This window comes from Microbacterium sp. S1037, from assembly GCF_048381605.1.
GTDB classification, from domain to species: domain Bacteria; phylum Actinomycetota; class Actinomycetes; order Actinomycetales; family Microbacteriaceae; genus Microbacterium; species Microbacterium testaceum_B.
In genome coordinates, this window is sequence record NZ_JBLWIG010000001.1 from 1888601 (window position 1) to 1906756 (window position 18156).

At 71.6% G+C, this 18156-nt stretch carries 16 protein-coding genes; 8 read left to right on the forward strand and 8 right to left on the reverse strand.

All coding sequences use genetic code 11. The annotated features are described in order from the left end of the window. Positions 1–15: 15 nt before the first annotated feature. Both ACMW4R_RS08410 and ACMW4R_RS08415 read right to left on the reverse strand, forming a co-directional pair. Positions 16–1281, reverse strand: coding sequence for an ABC transporter substrate-binding protein (locus ACMW4R_RS08410; RefSeq protein ID WP_418299648.1), 1266 nt, complete (start codon positions 1279–1281; stop codon positions 16–18). Continuing rightward, on the reverse strand, positions 1278–4118 hold the full coding sequence (locus ACMW4R_RS08415) for a hypothetical protein (protein ID WP_418299649.1): 2841 nt from the start codon (positions 4116–4118) through the stop codon (positions 1278–1280). Before ACMW4R_RS08415 ends, ACMW4R_RS08410 begins: the two co-directional genes overlap by 4 nt. Positions 4119–4346: 228 nt before the next feature. On the opposite strand from ACMW4R_RS08415, the gene ACMW4R_RS08420 reads away from it, so the two are divergent. Then, positions 4347–5594, forward strand: a complete 1248-nt coding sequence (locus ACMW4R_RS08420; protein ID WP_418299896.1) for an MFS transporter — start codon at positions 4347–4349, stop codon at positions 5592–5594. 298 nt (positions 5595–5892) lie between these two features. On the opposite strand, the gene metX is transcribed toward ACMW4R_RS08420, so the two are convergent. Continuing rightward, entirely contained in the window at positions 5893–7098 is a 1206-nt protein-coding gene (gene metX / locus ACMW4R_RS08425; protein ID WP_058614058.1) for a homoserine O-acetyltransferase MetX, read from the reverse strand. A gap of 185 nt (positions 7099–7283) precedes the next feature. On the opposite strand from metX, the gene ACMW4R_RS08430 reads away from it, so the two are divergent. Then, on the forward strand, positions 7284–7982 hold the full coding sequence (locus ACMW4R_RS08430; protein ID WP_058596548.1) for an SDR family NAD(P)-dependent oxidoreductase: 699 nt from the start codon (positions 7284–7286) through the stop codon (positions 7980–7982). A 164-nt stretch (positions 7983–8146) separates the two neighbouring features. On the opposite strand, the gene ACMW4R_RS08435 is transcribed toward ACMW4R_RS08430, so the two are convergent. After that, positions 8147–9469 carry a bifunctional o-acetylhomoserine/o-acetylserine sulfhydrylase gene (locus ACMW4R_RS08435; protein WP_058596549.1) on the reverse strand — a complete coding sequence of 441 codons (1323 nt, stop codon included), beginning with the start codon at positions 9467–9469 and terminating at the stop codon, positions 8147–8149. A 167-nt stretch (positions 9470–9636) separates the two neighbouring features. On the opposite strand from ACMW4R_RS08435, the gene ACMW4R_RS08440 reads away from it, so the two are divergent. Next, a complete protein-coding gene (locus ACMW4R_RS08440; protein WP_193753613.1) occupies positions 9637–10407 on the forward strand; it encodes an SDR family oxidoreductase in 771 nt (256 codons plus the stop codon). A gap of 16 nt (positions 10408–10423) precedes the next feature. Continuing rightward, positions 10424–11503: a hypothetical protein gene (locus tag ACMW4R_RS08445; RefSeq protein WP_418299650.1), complete on the forward strand. Its 1080-nt coding sequence runs from the start codon at positions 10424–10426 to the stop codon at positions 11501–11503. Positions 11504–11513: 10 nt separating this feature from the next. Here ACMW4R_RS08445 and ACMW4R_RS08450 read toward each other — a convergent pair whose 3' ends face one another. Further along, positions 11514–13013 carry an MFS transporter gene (locus ACMW4R_RS08450; protein WP_418299651.1) on the reverse strand — a complete coding sequence of 500 codons (1500 nt, stop codon included), beginning with the start codon at positions 13011–13013 and terminating at the stop codon, positions 11514–11516. A 115-nt stretch (positions 13014–13128) separates the two neighbouring features. Here ACMW4R_RS08450 and ACMW4R_RS08455 point away from each other — a divergent pair, with 115 nt between their 5' ends. The 3 genes from ACMW4R_RS08455 to ACMW4R_RS08465 all read left to right on the forward strand — a co-directional run bounded on the left by ACMW4R_RS08455 (position 13129) and on the right by ACMW4R_RS08465 (position 14980). Further along, positions 13129–13614: a phosphoribosyltransferase gene (locus tag ACMW4R_RS08455; protein WP_058596552.1), complete on the forward strand. Its 486-nt coding sequence runs from the start codon at positions 13129–13131 to the stop codon at positions 13612–13614. Next, positions 13611–14297: a uracil-DNA glycosylase gene (locus tag ACMW4R_RS08460; RefSeq protein ID WP_418299652.1), complete on the forward strand. Its 687-nt coding sequence runs from the start codon at positions 13611–13613 to the stop codon at positions 14295–14297. The genes ACMW4R_RS08455 and ACMW4R_RS08460 overlap by 4 nt, the downstream gene beginning before the upstream one ends. A gap of 71 nt (positions 14298–14368) precedes the next feature. After that, positions 14369–14980, forward strand: a complete 612-nt coding sequence (locus tag ACMW4R_RS08465; RefSeq protein ID WP_058596554.1) for a GNAT family N-acetyltransferase — start codon at positions 14369–14371, stop codon at positions 14978–14980. 120 nt (positions 14981–15100) lie between these two features. Here ACMW4R_RS08465 and ACMW4R_RS08470 read toward each other — a convergent pair whose 3' ends face one another. After that, positions 15101–15817: an alpha/beta fold hydrolase gene (locus ACMW4R_RS08470; RefSeq protein ID WP_418299653.1), complete on the reverse strand. Its 717-nt coding sequence runs from the start codon at positions 15815–15817 to the stop codon at positions 15101–15103. Positions 15818–15890: 73 nt separating this feature from the next. Between ACMW4R_RS08470 and ACMW4R_RS08475 the strand changes: the two genes are divergently transcribed. Continuing rightward, positions 15891–16595, forward strand: a complete 705-nt coding sequence (locus ACMW4R_RS08475) for a helix-turn-helix transcriptional regulator (RefSeq protein ID WP_058626380.1) — start codon at positions 15891–15893, stop codon at positions 16593–16595. Between the two features lie 105 nt (positions 16596–16700). Here the strand turns inward: ACMW4R_RS08475 and ACMW4R_RS08480 are convergent, their stop codons facing one another. Further along, entirely contained in the window at positions 16701–17021 is a 321-nt protein-coding gene (locus ACMW4R_RS08480) for a protealysin inhibitor emfourin (RefSeq protein ID WP_058614051.1), read from the reverse strand. Further along, positions 17008–18066, reverse strand: coding sequence for a M4 family metallopeptidase (locus tag ACMW4R_RS08485; RefSeq protein ID WP_058626379.1), 1059 nt, complete (start codon positions 18064–18066; stop codon positions 17008–17010). The genes ACMW4R_RS08480 and ACMW4R_RS08485 overlap by 14 nt, the downstream gene beginning before the upstream one ends. Between the last annotated feature and the right edge of the window lie 90 nt (positions 18067–18156).

The window sequence follows — 18156 nt, forward strand, 5'->3', positions numbered from 1 at the left end:
AGCCTCCGGGAGATGTCAGTCGGGCTGTCCGGCGAACCACACCAGCGGTGCGGTGGTGTCGGCCGACAGGGGGCGCAGGCCCAGATTCTGATCCGCCGAGTACAGGGGAATGATTCCGGGCACCAGGGCGGTGGGCTTCGTGCCGTCGAGCTGCGGACCGGCGATGCCGTCGGCCGCCCCGGCCGACAGCGTGCCGAGTGCCGAGGCCACCGCGGAGGGCTGCGTGCTGCCGGCGGATGCCGCAGCGAGCGCGAGCAGGATGGTGGCGTCGTGGCTGCGCGAGTCGGCGAGGCCGGCGACGGATGCGAACGAGCGGTCCTCGAAGAGTGTCGTCGCCGAGGCGTCGTCGGCCACGACGCGCACGCCCGCGAGGAAGGCGGACATGGCTCGGCCGTCGGCGTCGGACGAGAGGGCGACGGTGTCGCTCCAGCCCGCGCCGACCGTGGTCAGGTCGGTCGAGAGGGTGCCGCCCGCGGACACGAGCGCCTCGGAGAACGCCGGCGACGTGGCCTCGGGCGTGACGACGATCGGGAGATCGGCGTCGTCGCTCTGGAGGAGCTGTACGACGCTCGCCTGCGTCGAGGCGGGCCCGTTGATGAGGACCGCGTCGAGGGGGCGCGATCCACGGGCCGCGGCGACGGCGGCACGGAAGGCCGCGGCGTCGCCGCCGGCGGCGAACGGCACGATGGCGGCGGGGGAGAGGCCCGCGGGCGTGCCGTACCCGGCGTCCACGAGAAGGACCGACGAGGCGCCCTTCAGCGCCGCGGGAAGAGCCGCGCCGATCGCGTCGCTCGTGGGGCCGGTCAGCCAGACGCCGTCACCCGCGAGCGAGCCGTCGGTCACGTACGGAAGGACGGCGGGGACGCCGGCCGATCGGGCGACCTCGACCGCACCGGTGACGTGCGACCCGCTCGTGGCGACGACGATGCCGGCGGCTCCGTCGTCGACGAGCTCCTGTGCGGCGGCGCGCGCGCCATCGGCGGTGCCCTTGTCGTCCACCGCGCGGACCGTGATGTCGTGACCGCCGAGAGCCAGGCGGCGGGCGGCCACGACCGCGCCGTTCGCGGCATCCTTCCACTCCGCGCCTTCGCCGGGGGCGGAGGAGAGCGAGACGATCACGCCGATCGTCAGGTCATCGGGGACCGGCGCCGAGATGGCGACGGGGATCGAGCCGACCGCCTGGGCCTCGGCGGGGCGCGTGAGCGACCAGGTGGTGACGCCGGCGGCGACGAGGACCACGGCGGCGGCCCCGGCGATCAGGGCCACGGTGCGACGCTTCACTTGCCGTCTCCGATCCGGAAGGTGTACACCGTCTGCGTCGCGGCGCCCGCGGGAGCCTCGATGTGGAACGGCGGCAGCTTCGCTCCGGCCTCCAGCGAAGCCTGCGTCTGCGCCTGCTGGAGCAGGATGCCCGCGACGTCTTCGGAGCGCACGTTGGCGTACCCCTGCGCCTGCTGCGAGGCCAGGGCGAGCTGGACGTCGGCGGTGTCGACCTTCGCGGCGCTGGTGACCATCGATCCCAGCAGTCCCGAGCCGTTGACCTGACGGTCGCCCAGGTCGAGGAGGACCTTGTTCAGGTCGGCCTGCAGGAGCGAGGACGCGCCGTCCGTGTCGCGGGTGGCGGCGCCGATGCTCGACGAGATCGACGACAGCGACGACAGGGTCTGCGCGGAGACGCTCTGCGAGATCGCCTCGCCGGCGGCCGTGAGGTCGTCGCGCTGCGACTCGACGGTCTCTTTGCCGCTCTGCGCGATGTCGGTCGAGGTCGAGGTCAGACCCGACACGGAACGGTCGAACATGGCGCCGATGGTGGCGGCATCCGTCTTCCCGCGGGCGGAGATGACGCGCACCTGCTCCTCGATGAGGGCCGAGACCTTCTTGGCCGCCTCGGCGTCGGCGTCGGCGAATGCCCGCTCGATGCTCGGGCCGAGGCCGTCCTGCTGCTTCTTGAGGGCGTTGATGCGCTGGTCGAGCTCGGTGCGCTGGTCGGCGAGGGCCTTCGTCGAGTCGGTCAGCGAGGTCACCAGAGCGGTGAGGTTCTCGTTGCCGTTCCACGCGGAGGAGCTGATGCGGTTGACCGCGTCGCGGACCTTCGAGGTCTGGTCGAGCAGGCCCGCGATGGCGGTGCCGAGGTCGCCGGAGGGCTGCGTCTTCTCATCGACGCTGATCCACGCGGCGGTGTCGGCCTTCAGGCGGTCGAGGAGCGGCGCCGAGTAGCCCCACGGGGTCGAGAGCTGGTCCCCCTCGCATCCCTCGGAGGTGAGGAAGGAGCGCAGACGGTCGACCTCGGCGAGCGTCGGGCCGCCGATGACCACGGGGGAGGAGGAGCTCTTCGCGTCGGAGTCGCCGCTTCCCTCGTCGTCGCCGCCCGTTCCGGAGGTCGAGGTGGGCTTCGGCGTGGGCTCGTTGCCGCCGCCGGGAGGAGTCCAGTCATCGTCCGGGGCGAGCGTGCAGATCTCGTCCGCCAGTCGGTTTGCCTGCTCGCGGATCGAGCCGCGCTGGTCGGTGTTGCCCAACTCAGCCTGGGCGTCGCGAGCGATCTGGTTGACCTGCGACAGTGCGGAGTTGAGCGATCCGAGCGAACCCGACAGCGTGTCGAGTGCCGTGCTGACCTCGCCCAGCGACTGCGGGACGGAGCCGTCGGGGAGGCCGTCGGTGACCTTCTTCGTCGCGGCCTGAACGGCTTCGACGGCCTGCGAGGTCTGGTCGAACTGCGTCACGACCGACGACATGAGCTCGGGCTTGAGAGAGTCGACGAGCTCGCGACCGTCGACCACCAGCTGGGCGAGCGTGGCGTTCACCTCGCCCTGAGCGCTGAACAGGGCGCACGTCGTCGACGGGGTCTGGCAGGTGTCGGCGCTGGGAGCGTCGGGGCCGATGGTCGAGCGCAGCGCGTTCTGCACCTCGCCCTTGCACTCGTCGGCGGCGGAGGCGTAGTTGTCGAGCTCGACCGCGAGGCGCTGGATGTTGCCGTAGATCGTGTTGGCTTCGCCCGGGATCGTCGACGTCGCCGAGCATCCGCTGCCGCTCGGGATCGACGGGGGCGGCGGTGCGCTGGTGTCGCCGAGCATGCCGTCGACCGCCGAGAGGGCGCTGCCGAGCTGCTGGAGGACCGCCGAGTTGGTGCTGTTCACCGTCGTCGAGAGGTCGGACTGCAGACCCGTGAGCTGCGCGGTGAGACCGCGCATCGACGTTCCGAGCGAGGTGGTGCTGTCGGCGAGCTCTCGTGCCGTGCGTACACCGAGGGTGTCGGCCGTGCTCTCGAGGTTCGTGCGCACCTCGGTGATCGTCGTCCCGGCTCGGCCGAGCACCTCGTTCACCGCCGCGACGACCTCGATGGTGCGGCGCTGGAGCGCGAGCTGCGACGTGGGGTCGTCGTTGAATGCCGCGTCGAGGACACCGCCGATCGACGGATCGGTCGAGATCCCCGGCTGCACCGCGATGTCGAACGCGGGCACCGAGAAGTCGTCGACGTCGGCGACGAGGGTGAGGGTGCTGCTGGCGCGACCGGAGGGCGGGGCGAGAAGCGACGCCCACTGCACCACGGCGTCGCCGTCGTCGGAGCGGCTCAGCACGCCGTTGGTCACGGCCGAGTCGGTGTCGGAGTCGATGACCACGCGGCTGGGGGCCACGCCGCCGAGGACGGTCGACGCGGCGATCGTCAGGGGCGCGCCCACGAGCGCTTCGCGCGTGCGCGACTGACCCGCGGCGTCGTACGTGAGCTCCTGGGGCTTCACGGTGAGGTTCTCGACCGTCACGTCGATCTCGACGCGGCCCGAGTAACCCTTGAGGTCGCCCAGGTCGGTGCCGCTCGAGTCCGCGGTGCGGTACGAGGTGCGGATGCGCACGGGGATGTCGTTCGCGACGTCGGCCGGGGTGAACGAGGCCGTCTCGCTGGTCGTCTCCGAGGGGGAGTTGCCGATGGCGATCGTCGTGGACTGCACGCTCTGGATGGCGGCGTCGGTGGTGACCCCGACGGCGACGGACTGCAGCAGTCGGGTGGGCGTGATCTGCGCCTCACCGTTCGTGCACGCGGTCACCGTGACGAGCGCGCCGACAGCGACCATCGCCGCGATGACGCGCGGGAGCGCGCCTCGACCCTTTACAGATTTCCCCACTGACATCCGTCCCCCTTGAACACCGTCCGGCAGCCGCCGTCGATCGTAGTCGCTCCCGCTGACATCGCCGGATTCGGGGGTCGAGCTTGACATCCGACCCCACCGTCGTTCGTCGGCATCCGACGTTCGCGCGGGCGGCGGCTCCTCGCCTCGAAACGATTCGACAGGCGTTCTCCCGCCGACTACCATCGTCGGGTGACCTCTTCGACGACCTCGAGAGGTGCGGCGATGCGGGCGCTCCTTTCTCTCGCCATCGGCAGCTTCGGCATCGGCATGACCGAGTTCGTGGTGATGGGCCTCCTGCCCAACATCGCCCGCGAACTGGTGCCCACCGTGTGGGCCGCGTCGCCCGACGACGCGATCGCCCAGGCCGGCTGGCTCGTGTCGCTCTACGCGCTCGGCGTCGTCGTCGGCGCCCCCACGATCGCCGGCTCCGTCGCGCGGTTCCCGCGGCACCGGGTGATGATCGTGCTCGCGGCCGCCCTGGCGTTCTTCACGCTCCTCACGGTCATCGCCCCGACGTTCGAGCTCGTCGCCGCGTCGCGATTCCTCGCGGGCCTCCCGCACGGCGCCTACTTCGGTATCGGTGCCCTCGTCGCCGCCGACGCCCTCGGTCCCGGTAACCGCGCGAAGGGCGTCGCCTTCGTCCTCACCGGTCTCACGATCGCCAACGTGGTCGGTGTCCCGCTCGGCACGCTCCTGGGCCAGCAGGTCGGCTGGCGCGCCGCGTTCGCGGTCGTCACCGGCATCTTCGTGCTCGCCACGATCTGCATCGCCCTCTTCGTCCCGAAGCACCCCGGCGCACCGGGACGACGACTGCGCGACGAGCTGCGCGTCTTCCGCATCGGACAGGTCTGGTTCGCGCTCGGCATCGGCGCCGTCGGCTTCGGCGGCTTCTTCGCGATGTACAGCTACATCGCCCCCATGATCACCGAGGTGGCCGGGCAGCCCGAGTGGGCGGTGTCGCTCGTCCTCGTGCTCGTCGGCGTCGGCATGACGGTCGGCAACGTGGTCGGGGGCGCGCTCGCCGACAAAGACCTGCGGTTCTGGCTCTTCGTCGGCCTCGTCGCGCTCGGTGCGGCGTCCGTCGGACTGGCACTGACCGCCGGGTGGATCGTCACGCTCGTGCTGTTCGCCTTCCTCGTCGCGTTCTGCGGTGCCGCCCTGAGTCCCGGCATCCAGACCCGGCTGATGGATGTCGCCGAAGACAACCAGTCGATCGCCGCCGCGCTGAACCACTCCGCGTTGAACATCGGAAACAGCCTGGGGGCCTTCCTCGGCGGTCTCGCGATCGCCGCCGGTCTCGGACTCGTCGCTCCCGCGTGGGTGGGGGCGGTGCTCGCCCTCGGCGGGCTCATCGTCGCCATCGTGTCGTACCGCGTGGAGGACCGCTCGGGTCGTCACCCCGAGCACCGGATGCCGGCGGCCGAGGCTGCGACCACCGCGATCACCGGCTCGATCCCGACGCACGGCTGACCTCGGCGGTGCCCGCCGCCCGCCTGCGCCCTGGGGCCCGAGCACCCGCGCCTCGACGCACCGCACCTCGCTACCCCGCGCTCCGTTGCCCCGGGTCTCGCGTCCCGTCACCCGCGCCCCGGCGCCCGCACGAGTGTCGAGTGTCCAAGACACCCGGACGCCGATCGCATCGGTTCCGGGTTTCCTGGACACTCAACGCTGTCCGGCGCAGCCGCGGAATCCCGACCGCGGGCCGGCGCGGCCTCGACCGGGACGCACCCGAACGGGACGGATGCCGGGGGCCCGGCATCCGGAATCGTCAGGTCGCGAGCAGGCGGCGCAGGTGCGTGGCGACGGCCGCGGTCTCGATCAGGAAGCCGTCGTGGCCGAAGTCGCTCGCGAGGACCACCGCCTCGTCGCCGTCGAGCGTGTTCGGGATGCCGCGGGCGATGCGGTGCTGCCCGTCGATGGGGAACAGGCGGTCGCTGTCGATGCCGAGCACGAGGGTCGTGGCGGTGACACGACGCAGGGCGTCTTCGACCCCGTCGCGGTCGCGCCCGACGTCGTGCGAGTTCATCGCCTCGACGAGGGTGAGGTAGCTGTTCGCGTCGAAACGCCTCGTGAACTTGTTGCCGTGGAAGTCGAGGTACGACTCGACCGCGAAACGACCACCGCGCCCGAGCGGGCTCACTCCCGACTGCCACGACCGCTGGAAACGCTGGTTCAGCTCGGTGGGGCTGCGGTAGTTCAGCAGCGCCATGCGGCGGGCGAGGGCGAGTCCGCGGTGCGGGCCGTCGCCGTCGCCGGAGTCGTAGTACTCGCCGCCCGCGAAGCGCGGGTCCATCCGGATGGTGTCGAGCTGCACTGAGTTCAATGCGATCTGGTCGGCGGTGGTGATGGGCGGCGCCGACAGGATCGCGGCGCGCTCCACCCGGTCGGGGTGGCCGACCGCCCATTCGAGGGCGTGCATTCCGCCCATGGAGCCGCCGATCACCGCGGCCCAGCGGTCGATGCCGAGCGCGTCGGCCAACTGCGCCTGGGCGCGGACCTGGTCGCGGATGGTCAGGTAGGGGAAGCGCGAGGCCCACTCGTATCCGTCGGGCGCGATGCTCGCCGGTCCCGTCGAGCCCTGGCATCCGCCGAGCATGTTGGGCGCGACGACGAACCACCGATCGGTGTCGATCGCGGCTCCCGGGCCGACGAGATCACTCCACCAGCCCGCGGTCGGGTGGCCGGGGCCGGCTGCTCCGCGCACGTGGCTGTCTCCGGTCAGGGCGTGCAGCACGATCACGGCGTTGTCACGTGCGGGGGAGAGCTCACCCCACGACTCGTACGCGAGACGGAACGCCGGAAGGGACTCGCCGTTCTCGGTCGCGAACGCTCCGAAAGCGGCGAAACGGCGCTCGCCCACCGGGTCGCCGTCGCGCCAGGCGCCCGTCGCGGGTGGCCGGCCGAGCAGGGAGCGGGCGTCGGCCTCCGTGATCGGCGCCGAGGGCACCGTGTCTTCGGAGATCTGCCAGTCCATGGCATCCATTCTCCCCGGTCCGGCGGGGCCGCACCCGACTGTTACGTCGACGTCGGAGTGAGGCCCGCGGGAGGGCGACCCCGAGTGGGTCGCCGAGAACGAGAAGCTGCGCGCGGCGCTCAGCACCGACTGAGCGCCATGTCCAGCCCCCGCCCCGCGCGAGTCGGGGTGGGGATGATCGCCGCATGGCGACCTTCCTCCTCATCGCGGCGTCGAGTGACATCGGCCGTGCGACCACGACACGACTGCGCGACACGGGCCACCGCGTCCTGACCACAGCGCGGGACTCCTCGGTCATCGAGCCCGATTTCGTCCTGGATGCCACCGACTTCGACGCCGTCGACCGGGTGGTGCGCGAGGCGGGCGAGCTGGACGGCATCGCGGTGTTCGCGGGATCGATGCTGCTCAAGCCCGCGCACCTGACCTCGCGCGAACAGTACGACGGCCTGATCGCCGCGTCCCTGACGACTGCTTTCGCCGCCGTCCGAGCGGCCGGAGCTCACATGCGCGACGGCGGGGCGGTCGTGCTGGTCTCGTCGGCGGCGGCGCTCGCGGGGCTGCCGAACCACGACGGCATCGCCGCGGCGAAGGCCGGGGTGATCGGGCTGACGCTGTCGGCCGCGGCGAGCTACGCGGCCCACGGTCTGCGGGTGAACGCTGTCGCCCCCGGTCTCGTCCAGACGCGCTTGACCGAGAAGCTCACCTCGAGCGACCTGTCGCGAAAGGTGTCGGAGGCGATGCACCCGCTCGGCCGCCTCGGCGAGCCCGACGATGTCGCCCGGGCGGTGGAGTTCCTGCTGTCGCCCGAGAACGCTTGGATGACCGGCCAGGTGCTCGGCGTCGACGGGGGTCTCGGGAGCCTCCGGCCGCGGCAGAAGGTGTGACGGAGGGAGGGGCAGGGACGGAGGGAGGAGGATCTCGCGGCGCGGGTCCTCCCGGCATCCCTCGCCCTCCGCTCGTCACGGAATGCCCGGCACCGGCACGGGGTGGCGCACACGAGAACGCCCCGACCCGGCCGAAGCCGGATCGGGGCGTGTCTGCGCGAGGGTCAGGCGCGAGCGGCCTCCGACAGGCGGCGCGCAGCGGCGAGAGCCTGGTCGAGGTCGGCCTTGAGGTCGTCGATGTTCTCGAGACCCACCGACAGGCGCACGAGACCGGGGGTCACCCCCGCGGTCAGCTGCTGCTCGGGGGTGAGCTGCGAGTGCGTGGTCGACGCGGGGTGGATGACGAGCGAGCGCACGTCGCCGATGTTCGCGAGGTGGCTAAAGAGGTTCAGCGAGTTGACGAACTCGCGACCCGCCTCGACGCCGCCCTTGAGCTCGAACGACAGCACTGCGCCGACGCCCTTGGGGGCGTAGTTGTTCGCGGCGGCGTACCAGGGCGAGGTGGGAAGCCCCGAGTAGTTGACGCTCGCGACATCGTCGTGGCTCTCGAGCCACTCCGCGATCTCCTGCGCGTTCTGCACGTGACGCTCGATGCGCAGCGACAGGGTCTCGATGCCCTGGATGAGCTGCCACGCGCTCTGCGGCGAGATCGAGGCGCCGAGGTCGCGCAGCAGCTGCACGCGCGCCTTGATGATGTAGGCCAGGCCGTCGCCGACCGCCTGCGTGTAGACCGCTCCGTGGTACGAGGGGTCGGGCGTGGTCAGGCCCGGGAAACGCTCGGAGTGCTCCGACCACGGGAAGCGGCCGCCGTCGACGATGACGCCGCCGATCGTGGTGCCGTGTCCGCCGAGGAACTTCGTCGCCGAGTGCACGATGATGTCGGCGCCGTGCTCGAACGGACGGATGAGGTAGGGCGTGGCGATCGTGTTGTCGACGATGAGCGGAACGCCGGCCTCGTGCGCGACGTCGGCCACCGTGCGGATGTCGAGCACGTTGATCTTCGGGTTGCCGATCGTCTCGGCGAAGAACAGCTTCGTGTTCGGGCGGACCGCGGCACGCCACTCTTCGGCGTCGTCCTGGTTCTCGACGAAGGTCGTCTCGATGCCGAGCTTGGCGAGGGTGTACTTGAAGAGGTTGTACGTGCCGCCGTAGATCGAGCTCGACGACACGATGTGGTCGCCGGCCTGCGCGATGTTGAGCACGGCGAACGTCTCGGCTGCCTGGCCGCTGGCGACGAGGAGGGCGCCGGTGCCGCCCTCGAGGCCCGCGACGCGCTGCTCGACGACGTCCTGCGTGGGGTTCTGGATGCGCGTGTAGATGTTGCCGAACTCGGCCAGCGCGAACAGGTTCGCCGCGTGGTCGGCGTTGTCGAACACGTACGACGTGGTCTGGTAGATCGGGGTGGCGCGGGCCTTCGTCACCGGGTCGGGCTGGGCGCCCGTGTGGATCTGCTTGGTCTCGAAACGCCAGTTCTCGGGTGCCGACATGGCTGCTCCTCTGGTCTGGGGGCCGAGGCGGTCGCCGTGGCCTCCTGCGAGCGTACGGACCCCCTCCGACACCGACAACCGCCGGGGTCACGGGCCGTAATACCACCGTCACGCGTGGTCGCGCCCGGGACCGCTGGACGTCGGAGGGGACGAGTAGCGTGGATGCCATGACGCGACGCGCAGTGGTGACCGGGGCCAGTTCGGGTATCGGAGAGGCGACCGCACGCCTCCTGCGCGCGCGGGGGTGGGACGTCGTGGGCGTCGCCCGCCGCGCCGACCGGCTCGCGGCTCTCGAAGCGGAGACGGGGGTCGTCGCTCGCGCGGCCGACCTGACCGACGCCGACGACATTGCGGCCCTGCGCGACTGGCTCGCCGAGACCGGCGGGGTCGACGCCCTCGTGCACGTCGCGGGCGGAGCGCGCGGCAGCGACCGTGTCGAAGACGGCGATCCCGATGACTGGCGCTGGATGTTCGAGGCCAACGTGCTCTCGTCGCAGCGGCTCGTGGCATCCCTCCTGCCGTCGCTGCGCCGCGCCGCCGACGACGCAGGGCACGCCGACCTGCTCTTCGTCACCTCGACCGCCGCCCAGACCGCGTACCCCGGTGGCGGCGGGTACAACGCCGCGAAGGCCGGCGAGTCCATGCTCGTGCACGCGCTCCGGCAGGAGCTGAACGGCGAGCCGCTCCGCGTCATCGAGATCGCGCCGGGCATGGTCCGCACCGAGGAGTTCACGCTCAACCGGCTGGGCGGAGACAGGGATGCGGCCGACAAGCTCTATGAGGGCGTCGAGGCGCCGCTCGTGGCCGGTGACGTCGCCGACGTGATCGCGTACGCCCTCGACGCGCCGGGTCACGTGAACCTCGACCTCGTGACCGTGCGGCCGGTGGCGCAGTCGGCGCAGCACCTCCTCGCGCGCGGGCCATTGCGTACTCGGTGACGCGGAGCCCGCTGTCATGACCGAGCCGACGACGCTCGACGTCGAGGCGCTGCGCGCGCGCCCGAGCCGCGCGGAGCTTCGGCGGTTCTGGGCGCGGTTCCGGCGGGAGTACCCGCGGGTCCGCGACCCCGAAAGGAGGGGGCGGCGGGCCGTCTTCACCTTCCTCCTCATCGTGTCGGGCATCGGCGCGTTGGGATCGTGGGCGACCATCACGTCGGAGATCCGTCGCGGCGGATCCGACGAGGTGCGAGCCATGGCCCTCTTCCTGTTCCTTTTCCTGGGGGTGTTCGTCTTCAGCGTGTGGGGCGTCGTCCGTACGGGCAAAGGGCGCACGCGCCCGCGCGAACACTGGGCTCTCGCGCACTTCGCGGAAGACAACGGCCTCGTCTACACCCCGGGTCCGCGCTCGGGCACGATGCGCGCGTGGTGGAGCATCACGGGTCACACCGTCTCGCGGGCGATGACGCGGGAGAACGCGGACGGGCGGACCGTCGAGTGGGCGGACTACGAGATCCGCAACGCCACGCGCCGGTTCACCTACCCGCCCGTGGGCGGGTGGATCAGGATCGGCTTCCGGCGCCCGCTGCCGCACATCATCGTGCGCGCAGCGCGGCGCGGAACCCGCGCCTTCGCGGTGGCGGCCATCCCCGACTCGGCCCAGAGGCTCTCGCTCGAGGGAGACTTCGACGAGCACTTCGACCTGTACTGTCCCGAGGGGTACGAGGCGAACGCGCTCTACCTCTTCACGCCCGACGTCATGGCCCAGGCGATCGATGGCGCGGGCGGATGGGACATCGAGATCGTCGATGATCTGCTCCTTCTCGTGCACCCGCGCGATGTCGTGACGACCGACCCCGAGCGGTGGGTCGAGGTGATGCGCACCGCGGACGCCTTCGCCGCGAAGCTCGCGCAGTGGGAGCGCTGGCGCGAGGGTCAGCTCCGAGACGACCCCGCGGTGACGGGACTTCGGCGCGACACCGGGGAGGTGGCGCCGGCCGGTCGCCGTCTGCGGACGTCGTGGGGCCTCGCGGCCTGGGTGTCGTTCGGTGTCGTCGTGGCGCTCGTCGTCGGGTTCTTCCTCCTCGGACGCCCCTGAACGGCGAGGATCAGCTCACGTCGCCCTGCGCCGCGCGCGCATCCACCTCGGCCTCGGGGCGGTCGGCGAACGCGACGCGGGGGACGAAGAGCAGCAGAACCGCCGCCGCGAACCCGCCCGCTGCGCAGATCGACCACACGGTCAGGTAGCCCGCGAGGGGAGCGGCCGTCGCCGCCACCGCCGAGCCCGCCCCGGCCGCCAGGACCACCCCGAACACCGCGGACGACATCGTGCCGCCCACGGTCTTCGTCGTGTTCGTGAGAGCGGATGCCACACCCGTCTGCCCGCGCGGTGCGGCGGCGGCGGCGGCCGCGGGCATCGCCGCGACGAGCGCTCCCGAGCCGAGCCCGGCGATCGCGAGGCACATCAGCACCTGCCACAGCTCGACGTGCAGGGGGAGGAGCAACGCGTATCCCGCTCCGACGAGGACCGCCGCGCCGATGAGCACCGCGCGCGGACTCGCGCGGCGCGAGGTCACGGCGAACAGCACCGCCCCCACGATGAGCGAGACGAGGTAGACGCCGATCACGTTCGAGCGGTCCGTGGCATCCAATCCCAATCCGTACCCGAGAGAGCGGTCGGTTCCGGCGTACGTGGCGAGGGGGCCTTGCGCGCCGAGCAGGCTGATGCCGACGAGGAAGGCGGTCGTCTGCACCGGCCACATCTCGGGGCGGCGGAGGACGCGGATGTCGACCGCCGGATCGGGCTGACGCAGCTCGAACCACACGAAGATCGCGCCGAGGGCGACGCCCGCGACGAGGAGCGCGCCGATGGCGATGGGCCCGGGCCCCTCCGGCAGCCGGACGAAGGAAAGGGCGCCCGTGACGCACAGGAGTGCCCCGGCGAGGATCGCGAAACCGCCGACATCGAGTCGCCGCGGGTCGGCGGAGCGCTCCGACTCGGGAACCCCGAGCCAGATCACGAGACAGACGAGGGTCACCACCACCGCGGGGACGGCGAGGGCGAGCCGGAGGTCTCCGCCCGTCGCGGCGAACAGGCGACCGGCGGCGAGAGCACCGAGGATCGCGCCCGCTTGCAGGCCCACGACGAGCAGGCCCGCGGCGCTGCGGGTGCGCGAGACGCCCCGCTGGAGGCGCCGACCGCGGTCGAAGATGAGGGCGATCTCCAGCGGCAGCCACACGACGTAGAACCCCTGCAGCGCCCACGCGAGCAGGAACGACGTGAACGAGTCGGCGAAGACGAGCCACCAACTGGCCGCGGCCGTCGCGAGCGCGGAGGCGAGCAGGATGCGCTTGTGCCCGAACATGTCGCCGAGCTTCGCGAGGATCGGCAGGACGAGCGCGGAGAGCAGCAGTTGAGCCGCCTCGAACCAGTTGACGTCGGCATCGCGGATGCCGAGGTGCACGACGATGTCCGGCAGCAGCGGCACGTAGTACCCCTGCAGGATGCCGCTGGCGAGTTCCACCACGACGAACCAGCCGATGAGACCCGCGGTCACCCCGAGCGCGGACCCGCGCACCCGACCGACCGCGCCGGAGACGCGCGACATGGCGCGACGATAGCACCGCAGGGGCGCGGCATCCGGGAATCGCTCCCGCGGCCGCGCGGCGCGAGAGCGGCGGCCCGCGCCCTAGGGTGAAAGCAGTCGATGAGAGGAGTCCGGTGTGACGGACGAGCGTGAGCGGTTGAGCTGGGACGATTTCGGCGCGGCGACCCGCGACATCTCGCGAGCGATCGTGGCGGATGGCTTCGAGCCCGAGGTCGTCGTCGCGATCGCACGCGGCGGCCTGCTCCCCGGTGGCGCGATCGCCTACGGCCTGGGAGCCAAGAACTGCGGGGCGTTGAACGTCGAGTTCTACACCGGGGTCGGGACCGTGCTCGACGACCCCGAGGTCCTCCCGCCCGCCCTCGACCTGTCGTACCTGAGCGGGCGCCGCGTGCTCCTCGTCGACGATGTCGCCGACAGCGGTCGCACCCTCGACCTTGCGGTGAAGCTCCTCGCCCGGCACGGTGCCGAGACGCGGTCGGCCGTGATCTACACGAAGCCGTCCACGATCATCACGCCCGACTACTCGTGGAAAGACACCGACCTGTGGATCGACTTCCCCTGGTCGTTCCAGGGGTCGGTGCGCGAGGAAGACGCGGCGTGACGGCGAAGTCCCTCGCCGAGCTCGCGGATGCCGGGCTGATCGACGCGTCGTGGGTCGAGCCGCTTGCTCCGGTCGCGGCCGATATCGCCGCGGTGGGCGAGCGACTGCGCAGCGAGGGCAAGCCGTACCTGCCGGCGGGCGACCTCGTGCTGCGGGCCTTCCGCACGCCGATCGACGCGGTGCGCGTGCTGATCGTCGGCCAGGATCCGTACCCGACGCCGGGGCACCCGATCGGCCTGTCGTTCGCGGTCGACCCGCACGTCCGGCCGCTGCCTCGCAGCCTCGCGAACATCTACCGAGAGCTGTCCGACGATCTCGGCATCCCTCCCGCCCCGCACGGCGACCTGTCCGCGTGGGCGGCGCAGGGCGTCATGCTCCTGAACAGGGTGCTGACCGTGGCGCCCGGAGCCCCGGCTTCCCACCGCGGCTGGGGGTGGGAGCGCGTCACCGAGCACGCGATCCGCTGCCTCGTCGCGCGCGACGCTCCACTGGTCGCGGTGCTGTGGGGGCGGGATGCCATGAATCTCACGCCGCTCCTCGGTGACACGGCGATCGTCTCGTCACCGCATCCGTCACCGCTGTCGGCGAGCCGCGGATTCTTCGGGTCGAAGCCCTTCTCGCGCGTCAACGCGCTGCTCGAGCAGCAGGGCGCCGAGCCCGTGGACTGGCGCCTTCCGGCCTGAGCACGTCCTCGCGCGGCCGTACGCGGCCGGGGTCATACGCTCGAAACGCCGGTCTGCGTAGAGTGGCGTGCGTGCTGGAAGAAGAGTACGAGAAGAGTCGTCGGCGGTTGCCGGCGCACCTGCGGCGCGCCCCCGAGCCGGAACGCCCCTTCTCGTACGAGATCCGCCCCGCGACGGAAGCGGACATCCCCGACATCCGCGAGATCTACAACTACTACGTCCGCAACTCGGTGGTCACCTTCGACGAGAAGGCGTGGTCGATCGCCAAATGGCGCGACAAGTTCGCGACGCTGAAGCGGCTCGGACTTCCGTTCCTCGTGGCGGAGTCGCCGAGCGGCCAACTGCTCGGGTACGCGCTCGTGCAGCCGTGGCAGTCGAAGTCGGCCTACCGGTACACGGTCGAGAACTCGATCTATCTGGGCCAGGCGGCCGCGGGCAAGGGGCTCGGCCGCGCGCTGCTCGAGGCGCTGATCGCGGCATGCCAGGATCTCGGCATCCGCGAGATGGTCGCCGCGATCAGCGACAAGGGCGCCGACGCCTCGATCGCCCTGCACGAGAAGCTCGGCTTCACAGAGGTGGGCCGTATGGGGCGCGTCGGCTTCAAGTTCGGCCGGTGGCTCGGCGTGGTCTACCTGCAGAAGAGCATCCCGTCGAAGAAGAAGCGGCGGAAGCTGTTCGGCTGAGCCGCGCGCTCCGGCGAACGGCGCGGGCGGGCGAAACTCCTGAGTTTCCGCCCTCGGATGCCGTGTGTCGCGCTCGCGCGCGGATCGGCGTTCGGTTCGTCAGGAGTTTCGCCCGCCGCGTCAGTCCTGACGCGCGGCGGCGAGGATGACCCGGGCGAGGTCGCGCGGGCGTGACCACATCGGCCAGTGCCCGGTCGGGAGATCCACGGACTCGGCGCGGGTGAGCCGGGCGACCTCGGCGAACATCGGGTGTCCCGCCCCCGCGAGCTCGTGCACGTGAGCGCTCGGGAGAGAACAGCACACGAGAGTCGTCGGGACGTGGTGTCGGGCCTCGTTCCCCCAGGCAACACTCTGGCGGAGGACCGAGGCCGGTTCGGCGACGGCGCGCTCGCGGAACCGCTCGAGCAGGTCGGGGGTCAGACCTTCGAGGCTCGCTTGCTGCGCCAGGGCGTCGAACGCCGGGAGAAGTAGATCTCTCGCTTCGGCCGGTAGGTCGGGCGCGAAAGCCCTTCCATCCCAGGGTCCGGAGTCGACCCAGACCACCCGGCGGACGCGTTCCGGATGCCGGTCCAGCACGACGCTCACGGGGGCGTTGGCGCCGCTGTGCGCGACGAGCACCGCCGGGGCGTCGAGGGTCGTGAGCATGTCGACGATCGCGGCAACCTGGTCGTCCAGGGTCCGCTCGGCGCGGTCGGCGTCTCCTGGATCGAGACCGGGCAGGGTCAGGGCGTGTGCGCTGTGAGAGGGGAGGTGGGCGAGGACCTCGTCCCACGCCCACGCGCCGAGCCAGTGGCCGGCGAGGAGGACAAGGGGCGGTGTACCGGTAATGGTGTTCATGGCTCCAGCTTCCGGGGCCGTCCGGGCAACGGTATGTCACTATTCATGTCATGAACATCCGGATCGCCCGTCGATGAAACGCGCCGAGCGGTTGCACGCACTGACCGAGATGCTGCGAAGGCGGGGCGCCCTCGGATGCTCGGCCGAGCGTCTGGCGCGCGAGTTCGACGTGTCGGTGCGGACGGTGAAACGTGATCTCGCGGCTCTCGAGCGCAGCGGGGCGCCGATCTGGTCGCGTCCCGGCCCGCGTGGTGGCTACGGGCTCGCTGCCGGTCCATCGCTTCCGCCCGTCACCTTCTCGCCGGCGCAGGCGGTGGCACTCCTCGCGGCGGTGGCGGCGAGTCGGGACGCCCCGTACAACGATCTGGCGCGCGCGGGAGTCGCCAAGATCCTCGACGTCGTCGACCCCCGCACGCGCGCGCGAGCGGAGGAACTGGCGGGGCGGGTGTGGATCGACGCTCCCGCGCCGCCCTCTCGCGCGGTGAAGTCCGCGCTCGAGGACGCTCTGCTCGATCAGCGCGTCGTGCGATTGCGGTACACCTCGGCGGCGGGGGAGACCACGACCCGCGACGTCGAGCCGGTGCTGTTCGCGTCACGAGAGGGCCGATGGTTCCTCATCGGCTGGTGTCGTCTGCGCGACGCGATGCGCTGGTTCGCGGTGGAGCGGATCGAGCGAGCGACGGTCCTCGCGGCGGCCTGCGGTGGTCACACCGTGGCGGAGGTGGGCGAGCCGCCCCGCTCTTCGCGACCGGTGGGCGGTGTCGCCGCGGGGCGGTGAGGGTGCGCGCCGGTGAGTCACCACTCCGAAAGGGCGCGCGGTGCCAGCGGCGGCGGCTCCGAGATCGCGCTCAGCGTCAGTCGGATTGCGGCGGCGAGGTCGCGCTCAGTGCGCGCGTGGATGTGGTGATGCCGCCTCGCGCACTTCGTCGATCAGCGAGCGCCACGGACCCTCGACCTGCTGGTCGCTCAAGCGCGCCTGGTGCACGGCGGTGTCGCCGCGGTGCACCTCGATGCGCCACTGGTAGCGGTCGGCTCCGGTGGGGAGGATCGGCGGCGCATCCCAGGGGCAGCTCTCGACGAGCTCCCTCCAGTGCGGGGCCCGCTCGGGGTCGGGTTCCGCCCGCCACTGCTTCGACAGGCCGGCGATGCCCCCCGAGCGCACCACGACGATGGCGAACTGCTCGTCGGTGTCAGGCTGCGGCATCCTCCTCGACGCCGACGCCGGCCCAGGCGGCGCGGACGGCGGCGACCTCCTCCGACTTCTCACCGTACTCGGTCGCCGCCGCGGCCAGGGTGGCGCGGGCGAACGCGGCGAAGTCGGCCGTGGGTGACAGCGTGCCGGCCGTCAGGGTGCGGTACCAGATGAGCCCGGCACGCTCCCACGCGAAGCCGCCGAGTTCGGTCGCCGCCAAGTAGAAGGCGCGGTTCGGGATGCCGGAGTTGATGTGCACACCGCCGTTGTCGTCGTCGGTCTTGACGTAGTCGCGCATGTGGCCCGGCTGCGGATCCTTGCCGAGCACGTCGTCGTCGTACGCGGTGCCGGGCGCGCTCATCGAGCGCAGGGCCTCGCCCTGGACGGCCTCGGCGAAGATCCCTGCCCCGATCAGCCACGACGCCTCGTCGGCCCGTTCGCCGCGGTGGTGCTGCTCGGCGAGCGCACCGAACACGTCCGACAGAGACTCGTTCAGCGCGCCTGACTGTCCCTGGTACTCGAGGCCCCCGGCGGCCTCGGTCACCCCGTGCCCGAGCTCGTGGGCGATGACGCTGAGCGACCGCGTGAACCCCACGAACACCTCGCCGTCGCCGTCGCCGAACACCATGCGCTCGCCGTTCCAGAACGCGTTGTCGTAGTCGTCGCCGAAGTGCACGGTCGCGAGCAGCGAGCCACCGGCCGCGTCGATGCCATCGCGCGCGAAGGCGTCCCAGAAGAAGTCGTACGTGGCCCCGAGGCCGTCGTACGCCTCGTCGACGGCGCTGTCGCCGGAGGGCGGCTCGTCTTCGCTGCGCACCCGGCGCCCGGGCAGATTCTCGGTGTTCCTGGCGTCGGAGATCACCCGGTCGGGCGCGGGCACGGCCTCGGCGACGAGCGCATCGCCGTCGATCGACAGGCGCAGCCGTCGACGGGTGGCACGCTGCGGCCGCGGCATCGCGAGCGTCTTCCGCGCGGCGGCGGCGGCTCGCGCGAGACGGGGGTCGTCGGTCGAGGCGAGCCGATCGAGAAGGAACGGGGGAACGATTCCGGGGATCATGCGCCGAGGCTAGCGCCGACCACCGACATCGCGGCATCCCTTGTCCACAGGTGCGCGGAGAGTCCGCGGGCGCCGGGGCGCGGCATCCGT